This is a genomic window from Wandonia sp. (assembly GCF_984588085.1).
This window is the reverse complement of sequence record NZ_CFIGVI010000029.1, coordinates 17,428-36,543: the sequence shown is the minus strand read 5'-3', so window position 1 is coordinate 36,543 and position 19,116 is coordinate 17,428. Positions and strand designations below refer to the sequence as shown.

General features: G+C 39.8%; 21 protein-coding genes. 14 read left to right on the top strand and 7 right to left on the bottom strand.

Annotation, left to right across the window (positions count from 1 at the left end; genetic code table 11):
* Positions 1–95: 95 nt before the first annotated feature.
* From AC4PL9_RS11040 to AC4PL9_RS11025, 4 genes are all read left to right on the top strand, one after another.
* Positions 96–674 carry a methyltransferase domain-containing protein gene (locus AC4PL9_RS11040; protein ID WP_491604811.1) on the top strand — a complete coding sequence of 193 codons (579 nt, stop codon included), beginning with the start codon at positions 96–98 and terminating at the stop codon, positions 672–674.
* Positions 675–915: 241 nt separating this feature from the next.
* Positions 916–1,980: a 1,2-phenylacetyl-CoA epoxidase subunit PaaE gene (gene paaE / locus AC4PL9_RS11035; RefSeq protein WP_491604810.1), complete on the top strand. Its 1,065-nt coding sequence runs from the start codon at positions 916–918 to the stop codon at positions 1,978–1,980.
* A 36-nt stretch (positions 1,981–2,016) separates the two neighbouring features.
* Entirely contained in the window at positions 2,017–3,108 is a 1,092-nt protein-coding gene (locus AC4PL9_RS11030) for a 2Fe-2S iron-sulfur cluster-binding protein (protein ID WP_491604809.1), read from the top strand.
* Positions 3,101–3,790, top strand: a complete 690-nt coding sequence (locus AC4PL9_RS11025; protein ID WP_491604808.1) for an SDR family NAD(P)-dependent oxidoreductase — start codon at positions 3,101–3,103, stop codon at positions 3,788–3,790. The genes AC4PL9_RS11030 and AC4PL9_RS11025 overlap by 8 nt, the downstream gene beginning before the upstream one ends.
* Positions 3,791–3,811: 21 nt before the next feature.
* Here the strand turns inward: AC4PL9_RS11025 and AC4PL9_RS11020 are convergent, their stop codons facing one another.
* From AC4PL9_RS11020 to porX, 3 genes are read right to left on the bottom strand one after another with little or no spacing between them, the layout of a single operon-like run.
* Positions 3,812–5,029 (bottom strand): alanine dehydrogenase, encoded by a 1,218-nt coding sequence (locus AC4PL9_RS11020; protein WP_491604807.1) that lies wholly within the window; start codon positions 5,027–5,029, stop codon positions 3,812–3,814.
* Complete coding sequence (tsaE, locus tag AC4PL9_RS11015) at positions 5,026–5,454, bottom strand: tRNA (adenosine(37)-N6)-threonylcarbamoyltransferase complex ATPase subunit type 1 TsaE (RefSeq protein ID WP_491604806.1); 429 nt, start codon at positions 5,452–5,454, stop codon at positions 5,026–5,028. The genes AC4PL9_RS11020 and tsaE overlap by 4 nt, the downstream gene beginning before the upstream one ends.
* A gap of 6 nt (positions 5,455–5,460) precedes the next feature.
* Positions 5,461–7,008: a T9SS response regulator signal transducer PorX gene (gene porX, locus AC4PL9_RS11010; protein ID WP_491604805.1), complete on the bottom strand. Its 1,548-nt coding sequence runs from the start codon at positions 7,006–7,008 to the stop codon at positions 5,461–5,463.
* Between the two features lie 48 nt (positions 7,009–7,056).
* Here porX and AC4PL9_RS11005 point away from each other — a divergent pair, with 48 nt between their 5' ends.
* Positions 7,057–8,298 (top strand): HD domain-containing protein, encoded by a 1,242-nt coding sequence (locus AC4PL9_RS11005; protein ID WP_491604804.1) that lies wholly within the window; start codon positions 7,057–7,059, stop codon positions 8,296–8,298.
* Positions 8,299–8,333: 35 nt separating this feature from the next.
* On the opposite strand, the gene AC4PL9_RS11000 is transcribed toward AC4PL9_RS11005, so the two are convergent.
* Complete coding sequence (locus tag AC4PL9_RS11000; RefSeq protein ID WP_491604803.1) at positions 8,334–9,548, bottom strand: GTP-binding protein; 1,215 nt, start codon at positions 9,546–9,548, stop codon at positions 8,334–8,336.
* Positions 9,549–9,552: 4 nt separating this feature from the next.
* The gene (folE, locus tag AC4PL9_RS10995) at positions 9,553–10,218 is read right to left on the bottom strand and encodes a GTP cyclohydrolase I FolE (RefSeq protein ID WP_491604802.1); all 666 of its coding nucleotides are present in this window, start codon (positions 10,216–10,218) and stop codon (positions 9,553–9,555) included.
* A 264-nt stretch (positions 10,219–10,482) separates the two neighbouring features.
* Between folE and AC4PL9_RS10990 the strand changes: the two genes are divergently transcribed.
* The 8 genes from AC4PL9_RS10990 to AC4PL9_RS10955 all read left to right on the top strand — a co-directional run bounded on the left by AC4PL9_RS10990 (position 10,483) and on the right by AC4PL9_RS10955 (position 16,416).
* Positions 10,483–11,052, top strand: a complete 570-nt coding sequence (locus AC4PL9_RS10990; RefSeq protein WP_491604801.1) for an RNA polymerase sigma factor — start codon at positions 10,483–10,485, stop codon at positions 11,050–11,052.
* Positions 11,053–11,055: 3 nt separating this feature from the next.
* Positions 11,056–11,712, top strand: a complete 657-nt coding sequence (locus tag AC4PL9_RS10985; RefSeq protein ID WP_491604800.1) for a hypothetical protein — start codon at positions 11,056–11,058, stop codon at positions 11,710–11,712.
* Positions 11,713–11,725: 13 nt separating this feature from the next.
* Positions 11,726–12,130, top strand: coding sequence for a hypothetical protein (locus AC4PL9_RS10980; protein ID WP_491604799.1), 405 nt, complete (start codon positions 11,726–11,728; stop codon positions 12,128–12,130).
* Between the two features lie 154 nt (positions 12,131–12,284).
* Complete coding sequence (locus AC4PL9_RS10975) at positions 12,285–13,259, top strand: DUF6089 family protein (RefSeq protein WP_491604798.1); 975 nt, start codon at positions 12,285–12,287, stop codon at positions 13,257–13,259.
* Between the two features lie 67 nt (positions 13,260–13,326).
* Positions 13,327–14,364, top strand: a complete 1,038-nt coding sequence (locus AC4PL9_RS10970; RefSeq protein WP_491604797.1) for a quinone-dependent dihydroorotate dehydrogenase — start codon at positions 13,327–13,329, stop codon at positions 14,362–14,364.
* Between the two features lie 60 nt (positions 14,365–14,424).
* Positions 14,425–15,285 carry a hydroxymethylglutaryl-CoA lyase gene (locus AC4PL9_RS10965; RefSeq protein WP_491604796.1) on the top strand — a complete coding sequence of 287 codons (861 nt, stop codon included), beginning with the start codon at positions 14,425–14,427 and terminating at the stop codon, positions 15,283–15,285.
* A 31-nt stretch (positions 15,286–15,316) separates the two neighbouring features.
* Positions 15,317–15,967, top strand: coding sequence for a hypothetical protein (locus tag AC4PL9_RS10960; protein WP_491604795.1), 651 nt, complete (start codon positions 15,317–15,319; stop codon positions 15,965–15,967).
* Positions 15,964–16,416 carry a hypothetical protein gene (locus AC4PL9_RS10955; protein ID WP_491604794.1) on the top strand — a complete coding sequence of 151 codons (453 nt, stop codon included), beginning with the start codon at positions 15,964–15,966 and terminating at the stop codon, positions 16,414–16,416. The genes AC4PL9_RS10960 and AC4PL9_RS10955 overlap by 4 nt, the downstream gene beginning before the upstream one ends.
* Before the next feature lie 3 nt (positions 16,417–16,419).
* Here the strand turns inward: AC4PL9_RS10955 and AC4PL9_RS10950 are convergent, their stop codons facing one another.
* The gene (locus tag AC4PL9_RS10950) at positions 16,420–17,634 is read right to left on the bottom strand and encodes a 3-deoxy-D-manno-octulosonic acid transferase (RefSeq protein WP_491604793.1); all 1,215 of its coding nucleotides are present in this window, start codon (positions 17,632–17,634) and stop codon (positions 16,420–16,422) included.
* A complete protein-coding gene (locus AC4PL9_RS10945; RefSeq protein WP_491604792.1) occupies positions 17,634–18,386 on the bottom strand; it encodes a hypothetical protein in 753 nt (250 codons plus the stop codon). The genes AC4PL9_RS10950 and AC4PL9_RS10945 overlap by 1 nt, the downstream gene beginning before the upstream one ends.
* 77 nt (positions 18,387–18,463) lie before the next feature.
* On the opposite strand from AC4PL9_RS10945, the gene cysC reads away from it, so the two are divergent.
* Positions 18,464–19,057, top strand: a complete 594-nt coding sequence (cysC, locus tag AC4PL9_RS10940; RefSeq protein WP_491604791.1) for an adenylyl-sulfate kinase — start codon at positions 18,464–18,466, stop codon at positions 19,055–19,057.
* The last annotated feature ends 59 nt before the right edge of the window (positions 19,058–19,116 follow it).

Here is a 19,116-nt window from a genome sequence, read left to right as displayed (position 1 = left end):
ATTTCCGGTTTAAACTGATTAAGGCTAAAAGGAAATATGCCAGTAAGAGAGTTCTGTTTTGAATAATGATACGATTTGTATAAAAGATTATGGTCATGAATACTTCTGATAAAGAATTCTGGGAAGAACGTTACGACGAGCAAAATACAGGGTGGGATTTGGGACAATGTTCACCACCACTGAGAGATTGGTTTGATAGAGAAGAGAACAAGCAACTGAATATTCTGATCCCCGGAGCCGGAAATGCGTATGAGGCAGAGTATTTGTATAAATCAGGCTTTACCAATGTAGTTGTACTTGATTTTGCCGAAACACCGATTTTGAATTTCCGGAAAAGAGTAATTGACTTTCCACAAGAGCAATTGATTTTGCAGGATTTCTTTGAGCATGAAAGAAAATATGATCGTATTGTAGAGCAAACATTTTTTTGTGCCATTCCACCCGATTACAGAGAGCGATATGTGAAAAAGATAAAAGAATTATTGGTGCCTGGAGGTAAACTGATTGGGGTTTTGTTTGATCGTGATTTTCCTGCAGGTCCCCCGTTTGGAGGAAGTGCAGTAGAATATAAACAACTGTTTGAAACCCATTTTTCTTCGGTGAAAATTTATCCGTGTTTACATTCAGTTACTCCCCGGATGGGAACAGAAGTATTCATTGAAATAGAAAAGTGATAAAATAAATACGAAAAAATGAAACCTTTACAAGAAGTTGCCGTTATAAGTTCATAACGGATCAATTATTAACTTCTACAGGTTAAGGATAACGGGATGTCTCTGGCATCCCTTATTTTTTTGTTTAAAAGTAAGGTGATCGTCAGAAACGTTCTCCGAAAACACAATTTTATTTTCCTGATAAAAATCACTTCTGACATTCGACGAATTGATTAACTTTAGCGGCTTAAATTTGATAAAGATGACACCAAAATTCCATACACTGAAAGTTAGTGACATTCGAAAAGAAACACCGGATTGTGTATCCATTGCCTTTGAGGTGCCGGATGCCTTAGTTAGTGACTACGTGTTTCTGCCCGGACAGTACCTGACATTAAAGCGTGATTTTGAAGGAGAAGAAGTGCGTCGTTCGTACTCCATTTGCTCAGCTCCGTTTGAAAAGGAATTAAGAGTGGCGGTAAAGCAGGTTGAAAATGGTAAGTTTTCAACGTATGCAAACCAGGAATTAAAGATTGGTGATTTATTGGATGTTATGACTCCGGCAGGGAGATTTTGTCCGGAGATACAAGCTGAAAATCATAAACATTACGTTTTAGTAGCAGCAGGATCGGGAATTACACCTGTTATATCTATCGTTAAGTCCGTGCTGAAAGAAGAGCCTGACAGTCAGGTGACATTGTTATATGGAAATAAAGGTATTGGTTCGATTATATTCAAGGAAGAACTTGAAGCGTTAAAGAATAAACATCTGACGAATTTAAATCTGATACATGTGTTGTCCCGTGAAAATCTGGGGAATGACATTCAGAGAGGAAGAATTGATGCCGGTAAATGTGATGCTATTTACGATTCTTTCCTGAAAAATCAGCAGGTGGATGAGGTGTTTATTTGTGGACCTGAGAAAATGATTCTGGATGTGAAAGACCGAATGGCTTCGTATGGTATTCCATCTTCACGGATTCATTTTGAGCTGTTTACGACAGCAGTTCCCAAGAAAGAAACTATCCAGCAAAGCGGACCAAAGATTGAGTCGAATGTAACAGTGATTCTCGATGGTGTTGAAATGGAAATACGTGTGGATTCGGATGGAGATAATATCCTGGATGCTGCATACAATGCAGGTGCTGATGTGCCTTTTGCCTGTAAAGGAGGGGTTTGTTGTACTTGTAAGGCAAAAGTTCTTGCAGGAACGGCAAAAATGGACGTTAACTATGGGCTGGAGCCGGATGAAATTGAGGCCGGGTATATCCTGACTTGTCAATCGCATCCAACTTCGGAGAAACTGGTAGTGTCATTTGATGACTAAATTTGATAGTATAAAGAGAACGATAAGAGAGAAAGAATGGGATTATTGGGTAAGTTATTTGGTAAGAAAACGGAATCATCACTCAGAATTCCGAAGGGATTTGTACTGACAACCGTAGAGAAAATTCAACGGGAGACACCACTTTCAGTAAGTATTCAATTCGGGATACCGGAGGAGCATAAAAGTCGGTTTAGTTTTATTCCGGGGCAATACATAACCGTGTTGATTACTGTTAATGGAAAAGAAGAAAGAAGATCATATTCACTTTGTAGTTCGCCTGAAGAAGGAATTCGGATTGGCGTAAAAGAAGTAGAAGGCGGAATTGTAAGTACTTTTTTGAATCGACAGTTGATTGAAGGGCAGGAAGTTGTTATTTCTTTTCCCGAAGGGAATTTCCAATTGAAAGAAAAAACCGGAAACTATGTGGCTTTTGCAGCAGGAAGCGGGATTACACCGATTTTATCTATTGCTAAAACACTCTCGGGAGCTGGCGGAAAACTGAATTTGTTTTATGGAAACAGAACACAGGAAACAATTATGTTCAGATCTGAGCTGGAGCAATTATCTCCGGCTGTTCAGGTGAAACATATACTGTCAGCTGAAGAGGTTGAAGGATTTGGAACCGGACGATTGAACAAAGACAAAATCAGTGAGATTATAAAACAAGATCTTTCTATGCTTCGTGCTGATGGTTTTTTTATTTGCGGACCGGAAGAAATGATCGTTTCAGCAATCGAAACACTCAAACTTTTTGGGGTACAGGAAGATAAAATTATCTATGAATTGTTTACAACTCCTGTTCTGATGAAATCTAATGAGAAAAAGGTTGTAGCAGAACGATTTGAAGGAGTTTCTCATGTTGAAGTAGAGATGGATGGTGAAATGATTACTTTCGATTTGGCGACAAACGGAAAAAATATTCTGGATTATTTGACTGATATGGGAGAGGATGCTCCTTATTCCTGTAAGGGAGGTGTTTGTTGTACGTGTCGTGCAAAGGTAACGGAAGGATTGGCTGTAATGGATTTGAATTACTCGTTGACGGATAAGGAAGTTGAAGAAGGTTATGTACTCACCTGTCAGGCGCATCCTGCCAGCGAAACGCTAAAACTAACGTACGATGAATAAACAGGTTGTTATCATTGGAGCGAGCAGGGGAATAGGAGAGGAGTTGGTACATCAGTTTGCCAAACAGAAAGATTGTCAGGTACTGGCTCTATCCCGGAACAGCAAACAAATGTCTGAAGTGTTTTCGGAATATCCGACTGTTACTTGCGTTGCATTTGACCTGGAAGGAGGTAAGGTACGTGAAACAGCAGAAACGATCTTTGCGGGAGTAGATAAGATTGACATTATTATTAATAACGCCGGGAAGTTGGTAAATAAACCGTTCCTTTCTCTGACAACAGAGGATATTCGTTCGTGTTACCAGGTGAATGTTATGGGAGTATTTGCCGTTATGCAGGCGGCACTTCCTAAAATGTCAGCCGGTGCTCATTCCGTTATGATTTCAAGTATGGGTGGTTTTCAGGGATCGGTTAAGTTTGCCGGACTGAGTGCTTACAGCACATCGAAGGCCGCATTAGCTTCACTGACGGAATTACTGGCCGAAGAGTACAAGGAAAGTGGAATAGCATTTAATTGTCTTGCATTGGGAGCAGCTCAGACAGAAATGCTGGAAGAAGCTTTTCCCGGGTATCAGGCTCCTGTTTCAGCTTCGCAGATGGCAACCTTTATTGCTGATTTTTCCTCCAATGCTCATCACTGGATCAAAGGAAAAATCATTCCGGTTTCACTCAGTACTCCCTGATAAAGAGTAGTAGAGAGAAAGCTACATAGCTGCTAATAAAAGTTCAATATCCTTGTAGGGGAGACCGAAAACCTTACCGAGAATTTCACTCGTCAGCGTTCCTTTGTACATATACACACCGCTTCTGAATCCGGGGTCATTTTTTATAAGCTCTTTACAGCCACCCTGATTCCCCATTTCAATAAGAATAGGAGAGAAGATATTGGATAAAGCAAAAGAAGCCGTACGCGATACCCGTGACGCAATATTGGGGACACAATAATGGATAACCCCATGCTTGATAAATGTCGGGTTATTGTGATTTGTAACTTCGGAAGTTTCAAAACAGCCGCCCTGATCGATGCTTATATCCACGATAACGGAACCCGGTTTCATTTCTGCAACCATTTCTTCCGTTACAATACAGGGAGTTCTTCCGAGTGGTGCCCGCATAGCTCCTATTACTACATCCGCGCGAAGGAGAGCTTTGGAGATCAGTTTCGGTTGAAGAACCGAAGTGAAAATTCGCGTTCCGATATCATTCTGCAAGCGACGTAGCTTTGAAAGAGAATTATCAAAAACTTTTACCGAGGCTCCCAGTCCGATAGCGGATCGGGCAGCGAATTCCCCGACTGTTCCGGCGCCAAGGATTACCACTTCAGTGGGTTGAACGCCTACAATACCACCTAACATTAACCCTTTTCCGTTGGGATTGGAAAGTAATTCGGATGCAACCAGAATGGCTGTATTTCCGGCAATTTCTCCCATGGTTCTTACTACTGGAAAAATTCCCTGGTCATCCTGAATATAGTCCCAGGCAACGGCGGTTATTTTCTTGCGGTACAATTTTTCCAGAGTGGCTTTGGGTTGTACAGACAACTGTAGAGCAGACAAGAGCGTTTGACCTCCCGGCATTAACTCAATCTCTTCTTCTGAAGGCGGAGCTACCTTCAGGATAATGTCACACGAAAAGACTTCTTTTTTATCATAACAGATTTCGGCGCCAGCTTCAGAGTATTCATTGTCTGAAAATTTAGAGTGTTCACCAGCTTTGGATTCGACACGGATTCGATGTCCGTTTGCTGTAAGTAAAGAAATAGCCTCAGGGGCCAGCGCTACCCGGTTTTCCTGAAAAGAAGTTTCCTTGGGGATTCCAATAAAAAGTTTACCCTTCTTTCGGCCTATTTCCAGTGTCTCTTCCTGCGGAGATAGTGATCCTGCCTTAAGCAGATGTTTCAGCGTTTCCGGATCTGTTATCATAACTCTACAATTAGCGTGCGTGATTGATCTTCATTTACTTCAATTTTCACTTCTACGTAATCTTCGGGTAAAAGGTTTAAAATTTTATCCGGCCATTCGATAAAGCAGATGGAATCCTGATAAATAATCTCTTCAATACCAAGATCAAGCGCCTCTTCCATACTTTCAATACGGTAGAGGTCAAAATGAAAAATGGGACCATACATATACGAGGAATATTCGTTAATAAGTGCAAATGTAGGAGAGGAGCCGTCGTCCCGGGCATCCATAGCTTTCAGAAGAGCCTTTACGAAAGTCGTCTTTCCGGCTCCCATCTGCCCGTTAAAACAAATGATTTTCCGATCCTTGATCAGATCCAGAAATTCCTTCGCTGCACCGATAAGATCTTCAATCTTTTGAACGTGTATTTCTCTTTTGGTTTCCATGTAGAATCATTTGGCCTGCAAAACTACGAAAGGTATAAGAATTTCCTCAAGAGAAACGCCCCCGTGTTGAAAAGTATTTCCGTAGAATTTTACAAAATGATTATAGTTATTTGGGTAAACAAAGAAATCTTCTTCGCGGGCAAATACATATTCGCCTGATACGGATGTTTTGGGTAGAAAAGCATCTCCCGGATTTTTGATACTGAACACATCCTTATCTTTGTAACTAAGATTCCGTCCTACCTTATATCGGAGATTCGTATTCGTACTCCTTTCTCCTACAATTTTTACAGGGTTCTTAACACGAACGGTTCCGTGATCGGAAGTGATAATCAGGCGTCCGTTTGTTTCTGCTATTTTCTTTAAGATGTCCCTGAGAGGACTGTGTTCAAACCAACTCATCGTAATGGATCGGTAGGCAGCTTCATCATCAGCTAATTCCCGGATGACTTCCATATCCGTTCGGGCATGGGAAAGCATATCGACAAAGTTATAAACGATAGCTGTGAAATCATTGTCCACAATCTTGTTAAACTGATCCGCCAGTTTTTTTCCGGCATCATAGTTGGTAATTTTGTGATAACTCCAACGGATATCTTTACCCAGTCGCTTTAGTTGTGCTTCGAGTAACTCGTTCTCGTGATTATTCTTCCCGCCTTCGGCATCTTCACTTACCCAGAGTTTAGGAAACTTGCGTTCAATTTCTCCCGGCATCAACCCGGCAAAGAAAGCATTTCTTGCATATTGAGTAGCTGTTGGAAGAATAGAATAAATAATCGAGTCACTTTGAATATTAAACTGTTCCGTAATTAAGGGTTGTAATACCTTCCACTGATCGTAGCGCAGGTTGTCAATCACAAGTAGAAACGTTTTCTCTCCTTTATTGATATGGGGGGCTACACGATGCTTAAATACAGTATGAATCATCTCAGGAGAATCATCAGTTCCGTTTAACCAGTCGGTATAGTTATCCTCAATGAATCTTCCGAACTGCTGGTTTGCTTCTTTCTTTTGCATTAGCAGAATTTCGTTCATACTATTGTCGCGTGAATTAGCAAGCTCCAGTTCCCAGTAAACCAGTTTTGCATATAGCTCAGCCCATTCTTCCGCATCTAAACGGTCGCCCATTCGCATTCCCAGATTTCTGAACTCCTGTTGATATGATGAATTCGTTTTTTGCGAGACAAGTTTTGAATGCTCCAGTGTCTTTTTCAAACTGAGAAGAATCTGATTGGGATTGACCGGTTTGATCAGGTAATCGGCAATTTTAGCTCCGATCGCTTCCTCCATAATATGTTCCTCCTCACTTTTGGTGATCATAATAACAGGAACAGAAGGTCTGCGTTCTTTTATTTGTGTCAATGCATCCAGTCCGCTGATTCCTGGCATATTTTCATCCAGGAAAATTACATCAAAAGAAGTCTCTTTGTTTTTTTCAATGGCATCACCACCGTTGTTTACGGTTTCTACTGTATATCCTTTTGATTCCAAAAAGAGTATGTGAGGTTTTAGTAAGTCAATTTCGTCGTCTGCCCAAAGAATTTTTGTACTCATTCGTTTAAATATTTGTTAGTTTTGACACCAGATATTAAAAATAAGGTTTTGCAGTCAAATTCCCTAATTAATAACAAGAAGAAAATAGTTAACGATCCGGTGTACGGTTTTATTTCCGTTCCGGGATCGTATTTTTTCGATCTGGTAGAACATCCTTATTTTCAGCGATTGAGAAGGATCAAACAATTAGGGTTGACAGACCTTGTCTATCCGGGAGCTTTGCATACCCGTTTTCATCATGTTCTTGGTGCTATGCATCTTATGGATAAAGCATTGACAACCTTGAAACGAAAAGGTACTGTAATTTCCCCGGAAGAAGAAAAAGCTGTATTAACAGCCATCCTCCTGCACGATATTGGCCACGGTCCGTATTCACATACACTTGAACATACGATTATCAAAGGTGTAACACACGAAGAAATATCGGGTGCCATTATGAAACGTCTGGCAGAAGAACTGGGAGATGAACTGCTGCGAGCTTTACATGTATTCGAAAATGATTATCCCCGTCCGTTTTTACATCAGTTAGTTTCCAGCCAACTGGATATGGATCGGATGGATTATTTGAACCGGGATAGCTTTTATACGGGAGTTTCCGAAGGAAAAATAGGTAGTGACCGTATTATTGAAATGCTGAATGTGCATAACGAACAGCTTGTTGTAGAAGAAAAAGGAATTTATTCGGTAGAAAAATTCATTACTGCCCGTAGATTAATGTACTGGCAGGTCTATCTGCATAAAACAGTTGTGGGAGCTGAGTTTATGTTGATCAGAATTCTGGAACGAGCCAAGGAGCTTGTGAGAGCAGGAGAAGAGATTTTTGCCAGTCCTGCTTTGCTGTTTTTTTTGAAAAACGACATTTCAAAAGATGAATTTCTTACCAATCGGGAAGTGTTGGAAACGTTTACACAGTTGGATGATTACGATATCATGGGGGCGATTAAAGTCTGGTGTGGTCACAAAGATCGTATTCTGTCTCTGTTAAGCTCAAAGCTGGTAAACCGAAAACTACTAAAGGTTGAGGTTTCTAAAGAACCTTTTAGTCCGGATCGTTTAAATCTGGAGCGGGAAATGGCAGCAGGTCTTCTCGGAATTTCTCTGGAAGATGCTCATTATTTCGTTTTTGCGAATAGTTTGACAAACAATGCCTATTCAAGCGATAAACAAAATATTAACCTGCTAATGAAAAACGGAGAAGTTATCGATTTACCGCGTGCTTCCGATAATCTGAATATTTCAGCTTTATCGAAACCGGTTAAAAAATATGCACTTTGTTACCCCGTAGGGTAGTACCTGCACGGTAATCGTACAGGTACTTTTTGGGGCTATATTTTTGTCACAGGCCATTCATCTCCATCGGGAAATTGATTCTTCAGATAAAGAGAAATTTCTTCCGGTGAACAAATACAGTTTTCGAGTTGCTTCAGGATTCGCTGTTGATCCATATCCTGCCCGATGAAAACAAGTTCATTCAAGCGATCTCCAAAGTCTTTGCTCCATCTTTTTTCAATTTCTTCATGATAATCTAAGAAAGAGGTATATCGCATTCTTTCTTCGTGGGGCATACTTGCCCACCAAACACCAGCGCTGTCTGCCCGGAGTGCTCCTCCTGCCTGCGACCAGTTTATAGCTTGGTCAGGGCGGGAAGCCATCCAGAGTAGTCCTTTACTACGGATGATGGTGGAAGGAAACTCTTTTGTAACAAAATGCCATAAACGATGCGGATGAAAAGGTCGGTTATCACGAAAAACAAAGGATGAAATTCCGTATTCTTCTGTTTCCGGAGTGTGATTTCCTTCCAGTTCTTTAATCCATCCGGCAGCATTTTCTGCTTTTTCATAATCGAACAGTCCTGTATTAAGTAGTGCCGAAGGAGCGATTTTTCCAAATTCAGAAATAAGAATTTTTGCTTCGGGATTTAGCTTTCTCAGAACAGCTTTAAGGGTTATGAGTTGCTCCGGACTAATGAGGTCGGTTTTATTAATCAGAATAACATTTGCAAACTCAATTTGATCGGTCAGGAGATTAACGATTGTCCTATGATCTCCTTCCATGTCTGTAAGTTCACGATCGGATAGATATTCATCGCTGCCAAAATCCCTGAAAAAATTAAAGCCGTCAACGACTGTAACCATACAATCAATGTAACTGTAATGACTGAGGTCAATACTTCCGTCTTCACTCACAAATGAAAAGGTTTGTGCCACCGGAACGGGTTCGCTGATTCCTGTACTCTCGATGAGTAAGTAGTCAAAGCGGCCAGATTTGGCTAACTTCTCTACTTCAATCATAAGATCTTCCCGCAGTGTGCAACAGATACAGCCGTTTGACATTTCCACCAGTTTTTCATCTGTTCGGGAAAGAGTGTATTCCTTTTCGACGAGTTTCGCGTCAATATTAATTTCACTCATATCATTTACAATAACGGCAACCTTCAGGTTTTCTTTATTATGCAAAAGATGATTGAGAAGAGTGGTTTTTCCTGCTCCCAGAAAACCACTAAGCACTGTTACCGGAAGCTTTTTTCTATTTTGAATCATGTTTTTATTTTACCAGTTTAAAAAATTCTTCCCGTTCCTTTACAGCGTTAAAGACACCGGAATAAGAGGTGGTAATCGTGTCACTGGTGGGGTCCTTTACACCGCGTAAACTGACACATAAGTGACGGGCTTCCACATAGACAATTACATCTTTTGTGGATAAAACTTCTTTTAGTTCCTCTGCGATCTGTTCGGTAAGTCGTTCCTGCACTTGCGGGCGACTGGCATAATAGCGTACAATGCGATTGATTTTTGACAGTCCGATTATTTTTCCCGTTGATTGATATGCTACATGGACTTTTCCTATCATGGGGAGGAAATGGTGTTCACAAAATGAAGTGAAACTGATATTTCTTTCAATCAGAAGCCTGGAGTAATTATAGGAATTGGAAAATATAGAAACTGATGGTTTGTTAGCTGGGTTTAACCCGGAGAATAACTCTTTAACATACATTTTTGCAAAACGATAAGGAGTTCCTTCCAGACTATCACTTGTGAGATCAAGCCCGAGTGTTTCCATAATCTTTTGAAAATGAAAGGCAATTTCAGTCATTTTTTCCTCGTCACTTTTCTCGAAAGCATCTTCCCGGATTGGGTACAATAATTGCGAGAATTCGTGATGATCTCCTTGTTCTTCGAATCGTTCTATTTTATTCGTTTCTAAACTCATTTTTAGTGGCGAAAGTAGATATAATATTTTATTTATGCAACTAAGTTGCATAAATGAGGTGTAATTAGAATGTAACAGTAGAAACAGGTAAACAATAAAGAAGTCCTTTTTACGTTATAATACTGTTGTTGACTCTGTTGATTATTTCTTTATGTTCCATCTGAACTAACTAAATAAGAAAAATCAAAATTCCCTGTAACTTTTTTTGAATTACTTACTTATATGAGGTAAGGACCAGTTAAAACCAAATAAAACCAATAAGCTATGACAGTTAACCCATTGTATCACCATACTCCGGAGAAAATTCAGCGTGAGTTGGAGTGGATACAGCATGCAAAGAGGGACCCGGAGAGGTTTGCTCCTTTGTATGACAAGTATCATGAGCAGATATTCAGGTACATCTATCAGCGGATGGATGATATGGATATGGCAGCAGACGTTACGTCTCAGGTTTTTTTGAAAGCAATGAAAAATCTGCACAAGTACGAATTCAGAGGTGTTCCTTTCGGATCGTGGTTGTACCGGATTGCAAAAAGTGAATTGTATCAATCGTTCAGAGAGAAGCAGGCTATAAGAACGGTTAATGTAGATACAGTACACTTAAGCGAGATGATGGATGTTTTTAGTGAGGAAGAAAACGATGTCAACAGAGCAAAATTATTTGCCTGTATTGCAAAATTGAAAGAAGAAGAAGTGCAACTAATTGAAATGCGGTATTTTGAAAAAAGACCTTTCAGGGAGATTGCCGAAATTCTGGATGTGACAGAAAATAATGCGAAAGTACGCTGCTTTAGAGTCGTAGAAAAATTAAAAAAACTCTTTCATAAAAAGTAAACTATGGAAAAATTCAAAATGAATCTGGATCGTGAGCAGGTTTCCAGGGAACAGATTCAAGGTTATCGGAATTTTAACCAGCTGAAAAAAGATTTTGAGTTGATGAAAAAACCGATTTGGAAGACCCCCTGGTTCTGGGGAGCCGGGGGAGTTGCTTCCACCGCTATACTAGTCACCATTTATCTATTAACCCAATCAAAAAACGTAACACATGAAATAAACTATACTCAGGCAAATCTTTTACAGACTACTACACTAATTGATCAAGAAGAAACAGAATCTGAAACGGTAACTATTCCGGAAGAATCGGTTAATGATTATCGACAAAAGATTAAAGAGCAGAATAATTCTGAAACAAAGACCATTATATCAGATCGGGAAAGTATTCCAGATAGGACAATTTCTGCTGCTCCGGAAAAGAAGGTAGAAACATCTGTTAATCGTCCCGTCATCCGTTTGGATATTGTTGAAGAAGAGTTCCCTGAATTGGCAAAGTTGTCAGGAGCGCCTCTGGAAGTACTGAAGGGTTCACATTTCGATCCTTCCTGGTTTGAGCAGACCTGGGATGATGTTGAGTTGATAAGTCTCGCCGAAAATAAATTTGTATTGAAATTCAGTTCCGGAAAAGAACTGAATAAACTCTATGTTCGAAAGTTGTAAGTAAAGAGGAGTTATGATTCGAATAAGTGTACTGCTTTTTCTCTTAGTAGTGTTTATACCTGTCGTATCTTCTCAGGAATACACGTTGAAGGTTAGGAAAAAGATTAAGGAATCTGATTACTATCCGCATTTTGATCGTGTTATGGATGGAGACATTGCCATAGACAGGTTGTGTTCATCAGTTCTGACGAATAACCTGGGGTGGAAAGTCGTTTCGTATGCACTTTCATATGGAGCGGATATGGGAAGTAATATACTTGCTATGGAAGGTGACAAAATTCCTGACGAGTTATGCAAAAGATGGAAGGGGGGAGGTTATGAAAACCTGGCACTGTATTTTACCCGTATAACAGCGGTCGATAAGGAGGGAAAATACTATACATTGAGTAATCTCAGGTTAATATTAAAGAATGATTAAAGAAACGAGTCTAATAACTTGGTTTTTATGTTATTAATTTAATTAAAAAAGAGGTGTGTATAAAAAAAAGCGTGTGTTTTTTTCGTAAAAAGTAAAAGCTTTGTAAATTAGCGTTTTAAAATGAACTGGTTAAACAGTAAAATTGAACCACACTATGCAAATATTAACTAAAGTTCAGCATGTTATGCTGGCAGGTCTGGTGCTTGTCGGATTTTCGTACGCGCTGAAAGCTCAACCTACGAATTTTAATACTTCCCGAAATTGGGCGCTTCATAAAAAAGAAGTCTATTTCGGTTTAGGTGCAACCCAGTTCCTAGGAGATGTCGGAGGAGGAAAAGGTGAAGGTCGTCAAAAGACATTCCTTGATCTTAACTTTCCTGCTACCCGTATTGGAGGGCATGTAGGATTCAGATACCGCTTTCACCCGATGTTTGCGACAAAAACACATTTGAATATCGGTATGGTTAGTGGAGATGATGCGCTTTCCAAAGATGAAATTCGTTTTAACAGAAATCTTCATTTCAGATCAATAATTATAGAGCTTTCTCAACAGTTAGAGTTCATTTTGTGGTCCAATGAGCAGGTAGGACGCCGTTACCGCGTTCCAGGGTTGAAGGGTTTTAAAAATAAAGCATCTCAGATTTACCTGTTCGGAGGAATTGGTATTTTCTATTATAATCCTCAGGCGCGTTACAACGGAAGTTGGACAAGTCTTCGTCCATTGGGTACAGAAGGACAAAACTTTGATGACGGAGCAAAAAAGTACGGTCCGGTGAGCGTATCTATTCCTATGGGATTAGGATTTAAGGTAGGGATTGGAAGAACCTGGAAATTAGGGATGGAGTTTGCCTATCACATGACATTTACGGATTACATCGATGATGTTTCGACAGTATATTATAACGAAGCTGCATTGGCAGCTCAGGATCCTGTTGCTGCTTCACTCGCAAATCCGACACTTCGTCCGGATTGGTTCAATTCAAACTCAGGATCTAATCAAAGAGGAAACTCGAAAGATCGTGATGCTTTATTCTTTGTTAATGTAACATTGATTAAAAATATCACTTACTCGAATAGAACTGTAGGAAAAACCTCTGTTCGCTGGCGTTCGGTTAAGGCGAAATTCTAAAAAATATTTTTCGAAAGAACCTGTTAATTGGGTGTAAGGTTTTTAACTTTACACCCAAATTTTTTTTATGTATAAGTTAATTCGCTCCTTCCTGTTTAAGGTTGATCCTGAGAAAGCACATCATTTTGTCTTTAATGCGTTAAAAACACTTCTGTTCATTCCAGGAATGAAATGGTTATGGAAAAAATTATACGTAATAGAAGATAAGCGGCTGGAAAGAGAAGTGTTTGGAATTACTTTCAGAAATCCGGTGGGATTGGCTGCTGGGCTAGATAAAAATGCCGAATTGTTTAACGAACTTGACTATTGTGGGTTTGGATTTATCGAAGTAGGTACGGTAACGCCTAAACCACAGGATGGAAATGATAAGCCTCGCTTATTCAGGTTGCCTGAAGATAGCGGACTGATTAACCGGATGGGGTTTAACAATGGTGGCGTAGAGGCGATGGCAGAACGTTTGAAGCAACGAAAATCAGGTTTGATCATAGGGGGGAATATCGGGAAAAATAAAGTTACTCCAAATGAAGAGGCGGTGAGTGATTACGTCTATTGTTTCCATGTTTTGTTTGATTATGTTGATTACTTTGTCGTGAACGTAAGTTCTCCCAATACTCCTAACCTGCGTGAATTACAGGATAAAGAGCCGCTTTTAGCTTTGTTAAATACCTTAAATGGGGAGAACAAGAAAAAGACAGCGCCAAAACCCATCTTGTTAAAGATCGCCCCGGACCTCAGTGATTCACAACTCTTGGATATTATAGATATAATTAAAGAGAGCGGTATTCAGGGAGTGATTGCAACCAATACAACCATTTCCCGTGAAGGCCTTACGACCGATCATAATCGCATTCAGGAGATCGGGGCAGGCGGGTTATCCGGAAAGCCTGTGAAAAACAGATCGACAGAGGTTATCCGTTTTCTGTCCGAAAAGTCAGGAAAGGCTTTCCCTATTATAGGAGTGGGAGGAATCTTTACTGCAGACGATGCTATTGAGAAGCTGGAAGCGGGTGCAGACCTTGTTCAAGTATACACCGGATTTATTTACGAAGGTCCTGCAATGATCAAAAACATTAATAAAGAGATCCTTCGGAAATACAAAAAATAATTAAACCGAAATCTCGGATACATTATTTAGAATATCAACAAATATTCATTATTTTTAGCCATGCAAAGCTTGAAACTGATCGAATGTCCGCGTGATGCCATGCAAGGCATCAAAGAGTTTATTCCTACGGAAAAGAAAATTGAATATATCAACTCACTACTCAAAGTAGGGTTTGATACTGTTGACTTTGGAAGCTTTGTAAATCCCAAAGCGATACCGCAAATGGCACACACGGAAGATGTGCTGAAAGGTCTTGATCTGAGTTCAACAAAGTCAAAGCTTCTGTCTATTGTAGCAAACAAGCGCGGTGCTGAGAATGCGTCAGTTTTTGAAGAAATAGATTACCTGGGGTATCCGTTTTCTGTTTCGGAGACTTTTCAACAGCGAAATACAAATGCTTCTATTGAAGAATCGTTTATTCGGGTAGAGCAAATTCAGAATATTTGTAAGAAATCAGGGAAAGAGCTGGTTGTATATCTTTCGATGGGGTTTGGAAATCCTTATGGAGATCCCTGGAGTCCGGATCTTGTTACCGAATGGTGTGAAAGACTGTTTTCAAAGTTAGATATTCGGATCATGGCATTATCTGATACAATAGGTGTTTCAAATGATGAGACGATACGCCAATTAATGACAACCGTTATTCCTGCTTTACCTGAAGTGGAGTTTGGTGCACATCTTCACACGACTCAGGAAACGTTTGCTGAAAAAGTCAAAGCTTCGGTAGAAAGTGGTTGTTTTAGATTCGATGGCGCTATTAAAGGTTTTGGAGGTTGTCCTATGGCGAAAGATGACCTTACCGGAAATATGCCCACTGAGAAAATGGTAGACTGGTTACAGAAGAATGGATATGAGACAGGTTTGGATATGGAAGCATTTAACAAATCACTTGTATTGAGTGGAACGGTTTTTCCTTTGTAAGAGTACCTAAACAAATGTGAAAAAGTCAATTATGAAGTTAATTTCTTACCTTTTATTTATTTGTTTACTCGTTTTGGTGTCCTGCGGGGAAGATCAGACTAAGAAGGCTTCCTGGACATCAGGGGATGAAGAAGAGGTAGAAGTTCCTGAAGACTTTGTGACAGATACGATTGCTATCCGTAATTTATTTGATGAATTGACATTCCCGGATACGGTGATGTATGATTTGTTGGCAGAATTAGGTATTTGTGATACGGTTAAAGGTGCTGAGTTCAATATCCATAAACCACCCTGCGAACCCCGGTTCTATAAGTTTTTCAGGTATAAAAAAGGTATGCCCTGGAAGGATGGATTTGCTTTGGAAATCAGAGCAGGAGTGGAGGAGTTCTATCTGAGACGTTTTATCCTATTTGAACGGATTGATGGAAAACTGACAAAAATACAGGGGTTTGTTGCGAACTTGGTGGAACAGCATACAACCTACAAAGGGTATTATGATTTGATGTTACTGTTCAGAGACGAAGAAGCTGGTTCCTTTGTGGTGAAGTATTCGTGGGATAAAGATCGGTATGTTTACCGTTCAGTAGAAGCCATAGATGGTTATCTGGTAAAAGAAGAAAGAAAGGATTCTATATCAAACGTTGTATACCAGAGATTAGAAGAAAACAGTATGTTCTTTTGACAAAACAACTAAGATTCATATTTTTTACTCCTTTACTACTACTCGTAGTAACGGGGTGTATCCCAGAAGGAGATTTACAACCGATTATTCCAAAAGATTATCTCAACGATAACAGTTCTAAAGTCTGGCTGGTTGCTGAAGAAACAGAAGGGGGAAAAGATTACTCTCCTTTCAAAAGAGAAAAGAAACAAACCTTTTTGTTTTTCGATGACGGTACTTTTTACTTGCAGCAATTGGGAGATTGGGGAACCGACAAGTTTTATTCGGGAAATTATATTTTTTCTGTGAATAGTACAAATGGTCAGTTACAGTTAGAGCTGGATTACGGAGGTGGTAATAAAGTCGGTTTTTGGGTACTTGAATCTCTACGAAATCGATTTGTATTAGAGTACAAAGATATTCCGGGAAGGAAAATTGTTTTAACGACAATGACGAAGCCGGAGCGATAAACCTTAGACTGTAGAGCAAATGATTTGTGTAGCACCGGTCTGCTGGCTGATAAATTCTTTTACCTGATTTTGTAAAGTATCTCCTCCTGACCGAATCGATGAGCAAGCATTCAGATAAGTTGTTTCGTCAGAAATAGAAAAACCGATTCCAGCTTGTATAAAAGCCTGTGCTTCCGGAAACTTAGTATGGTTTGGGCCAAAGATTACCGGAAGACCGAAAGAAGCCGGTTCTAAAATGTTGTGAAGTCCATTGCCAAAGGCTCCTCCTACGTAGGCATAATTGCCATAATAATAGGCATTGGCTAGCAATCCGATACAGTCGATAATCAATACATGGGTTTGCCCGAAATCTGTTGAGGAATCGCACGAAGATAACCGTAGAAAAGGTACAGATAACTTTTTTTCAATAGCTGTTAGATGACTCTCGTGTACTTCGTGTGGTGCAATAATAATTCGTTCAGGAATAGCTCCTGAATTGATAAGCGGAAGTAGTAAATCTTCGTCTACAGGCCATGAGCTCCCAGCCACCATAACCGTATGGTTTGAAGAGAACTTGCTGAGAACGGGGTGTGGAACAATTTGTTTTGCATTTTCGGACACTCTGTCGTATCGTGTATCACCACTGATGGTAACATTTGAAATGCCAATACTATTCAATAACTGTTTACTATTGTCATCTTGTACAAAGAAATGAGTAAAACAGCCCAATACTTTCCTGAAGAATTGATTGTTCTTTTTGAAAAAACGTTGTTCTTTTCTGAAGAGACCGGAAACATTATATACAGGGATTTTTTGTCGTTTTAGTTCAAAAAGATAATTAGCCCAAAATTCATATTTGATAAAAAAAGCTTTATCTGGTTGCAGTAGATCTATAAAATCCTGAGCATTTCTTGGGGTGTCCAGAGGAAGATAGAGAATACAATCTGCTCCTTCGTAATTCTTACGAATTTCATACCCACTTGGGCTGAAAAAGGTAATGATAATCTTTCGATCCGGTTTTTCTTGTTTGATACGTTCCAACAAAGGTCTGCCCTGCTCAAATTCCCCCAAAGAAGCACAATGAAACCAATAACAACCCTTTAGAGAAGGTTGATTATACAGTTGTTTACGCCAGTTTTTCCTTCCTGAAATCCATTTTTTTGCCTTCGGAGTAAAAGGTTGAGCAAGCCATACTAGAACTCCATACGCCCGGATTCCGAGATTATAAAGAGTATGCATTAGTTAAAGTAAACAGATTTAGCCTTTCGTTTATAAATTGGAATGTACCAACCACCACGTATACCCAATTGGAAGTCATATAGAATACCCTGATACGACGGAGCTCCGGTATCATAAAAATAGCTCCTGCTGTATTTAGTGAATCCCTGATTGGCGTAGAACCCGACGTAGAAGTGAATTATTCCCCGTGTACTAAGGTGTGAATATCCTACAAACTGATGAAGACTTAATCCCACAGCCTGTCTATCATATCCTCGTTTATTTTCGGTTTCTATCATTGGAACCACATCGTATGTTGTCTCAATTCTGATCTTGGATAATGTATATCCGGCACCGATAGAAACATATAATCCTGAATTAGGATTCGGACCAAACCAGGGGAAGATCTTACCGGCATGTGCATTTACATTAAATCCACGTTGAAATAGCTCGACTACAGCCTGTCCGCCTCCAACTTCAGTAATGAATCCTTTGTCATCTACCAGATGATCAAATAATCCTTCTACTCGGATGGAATTACCGAAATTGAAATTACCTTCTACTCCGTAAACCCAGTTCTTTTTCGTTTTATAACCGGCTGTGACTCCGATCTGGTTGGTATACCCATATCGTTTTGCAAGATCCATCGTCGGAAAGACAGCTGTGTAATGAATCCCTACCATTGGAGTACCAATGGCTTCATCTTTTAAATTACGCTGCCCGAATGTGTAGGAAGTTGCTATAAGAATAATAAACAGTAACCGAATCTTCATAACTACAAATGTATAAATCAGAAACGTAAACTATTCGGATTTCGTACATATTTCTATATTTACCTAAAAATCACCAGATGAATACTATTTTCCCGGTACGCTCAGTGATCAGCCGCGAGGCACGAACTCGTCAAATGAATCAAAGGCCGCTTATGGTTTGGTTTACAGGTTTGTCTGGAGCTGGCAAAAGTACGCTGGCTGCCGGTCTGGAAAAGGCATTGTTTGAACGCGGATTTAAGGTGTATCACCTGGATGGGGATACGATTAGAAATGGTCTCAACAAGAATCTTGGTTTTTCGGAAGAAGACCGGACAGAAAATATACGGAGAGTAGGTGAGGTGGGAGCATTAATGACAGACGCAGGTTTAGTCGTATTATCAGCTTTCATATCTCCTTTTCAACAGGATCGAAACAAGGTTAAGGAAATTATAGGAGAAGATAATTTTATTGAGGTTTTTGTTGATTGCCCGCTGAATATCTGTGAGCAAAGAGATGTAAAAGGTCTTTACAGGAGAGCAAGAAACGGAGAACTAAAGAATTTTACGGGGATTGACTCTCCGTATGAATCTCCTGAACAACCTGATATTCATATTTTTTCTGACAGGGAAAGTGTTGAAGAGTCGATCGAAAAGCTTTTGACTACAGTTTTACCCAAAATTTCAGGTTCTTGATCTGTCCAAAAGGAGAAAAAGAATTTTAAATACTCAAAAAGCCTTGATTTCATTACCTT

Coding starts and splice junctions, on each gene's coding strand:
- AC4PL9_RS11040 (WP_491604811.1), top strand. CDS start 96: ATGAATACTTCTGATAAAGAATTCTGGGAAGAACGTTACGACGAGCAA.
- paaE (WP_491604810.1), top strand. CDS start 916: ATGACACCAAAATTCCATACACTGAAAGTTAGTGACATTCGAAAAGAA.
- AC4PL9_RS11030 (WP_491604809.1), top strand. CDS start 2,017: ATGGGATTATTGGGTAAGTTATTTGGTAAGAAAACGGAATCATCACTC.
- AC4PL9_RS11025 (WP_491604808.1), top strand. CDS start 3,101: ATGAATAAACAGGTTGTTATCATTGGAGCGAGCAGGGGAATAGGAGAG.
- AC4PL9_RS11020 (WP_491604807.1), bottom strand. CDS start 5,029: ATGATAACAGATCCGGAAACGCTGAAACATCTGCTTAAGGCAGGATCA.
- tsaE (WP_491604806.1), bottom strand. CDS start 5,454: ATGGAAACCAAAAGAGAAATACACGTTCAAAAGATTGAAGATCTTATC.
- porX (WP_491604805.1), bottom strand. CDS start 7,008: ATGAGTACAAAAATTCTTTGGGCAGACGACGAAATTGACTTACTAAAA.
- AC4PL9_RS11000 (WP_491604803.1), bottom strand. CDS start 9,548: ATGATTCAAAATAGAAAAAAGCTTCCGGTAACAGTGCTTAGTGGTTTT.
- folE (WP_491604802.1), bottom strand. CDS start 10,218: ATGAGTTTAGAAACGAATAAAATAGAACGATTCGAAGAACAAGGAGAT.
- AC4PL9_RS10990 (WP_491604801.1), top strand. CDS start 10,483: ATGACAGTTAACCCATTGTATCACCATACTCCGGAGAAAATTCAGCGT.
- AC4PL9_RS10985 (WP_491604800.1), top strand. CDS start 11,056: ATGGAAAAATTCAAAATGAATCTGGATCGTGAGCAGGTTTCCAGGGAA.
- AC4PL9_RS10980 (WP_491604799.1), top strand. CDS start 11,726: ATGATTCGAATAAGTGTACTGCTTTTTCTCTTAGTAGTGTTTATACCT.
- AC4PL9_RS10975 (WP_491604798.1), top strand. CDS start 12,285: ATGCAAATATTAACTAAAGTTCAGCATGTTATGCTGGCAGGTCTGGTG.
- AC4PL9_RS10970 (WP_491604797.1), top strand. CDS start 13,327: ATGTATAAGTTAATTCGCTCCTTCCTGTTTAAGGTTGATCCTGAGAAA.
- AC4PL9_RS10965 (WP_491604796.1), top strand. CDS start 14,425: ATGCAAAGCTTGAAACTGATCGAATGTCCGCGTGATGCCATGCAAGGC.
- AC4PL9_RS10960 (WP_491604795.1), top strand. CDS start 15,317: ATGAAGTTAATTTCTTACCTTTTATTTATTTGTTTACTCGTTTTGGTG.
- AC4PL9_RS10950 (WP_491604793.1), bottom strand. CDS start 17,634: ATGCATACTCTTTATAATCTCGGAATCCGGGCGTATGGAGTTCTAGTA.
- AC4PL9_RS10945 (WP_491604792.1), bottom strand. CDS start 18,386: ATGAAGATTCGGTTACTGTTTATTATTCTTATAGCAACTTCCTACACA.
- cysC (WP_491604791.1), top strand. CDS start 18,464: ATGAATACTATTTTCCCGGTACGCTCAGTGATCAGCCGCGAGGCACGA.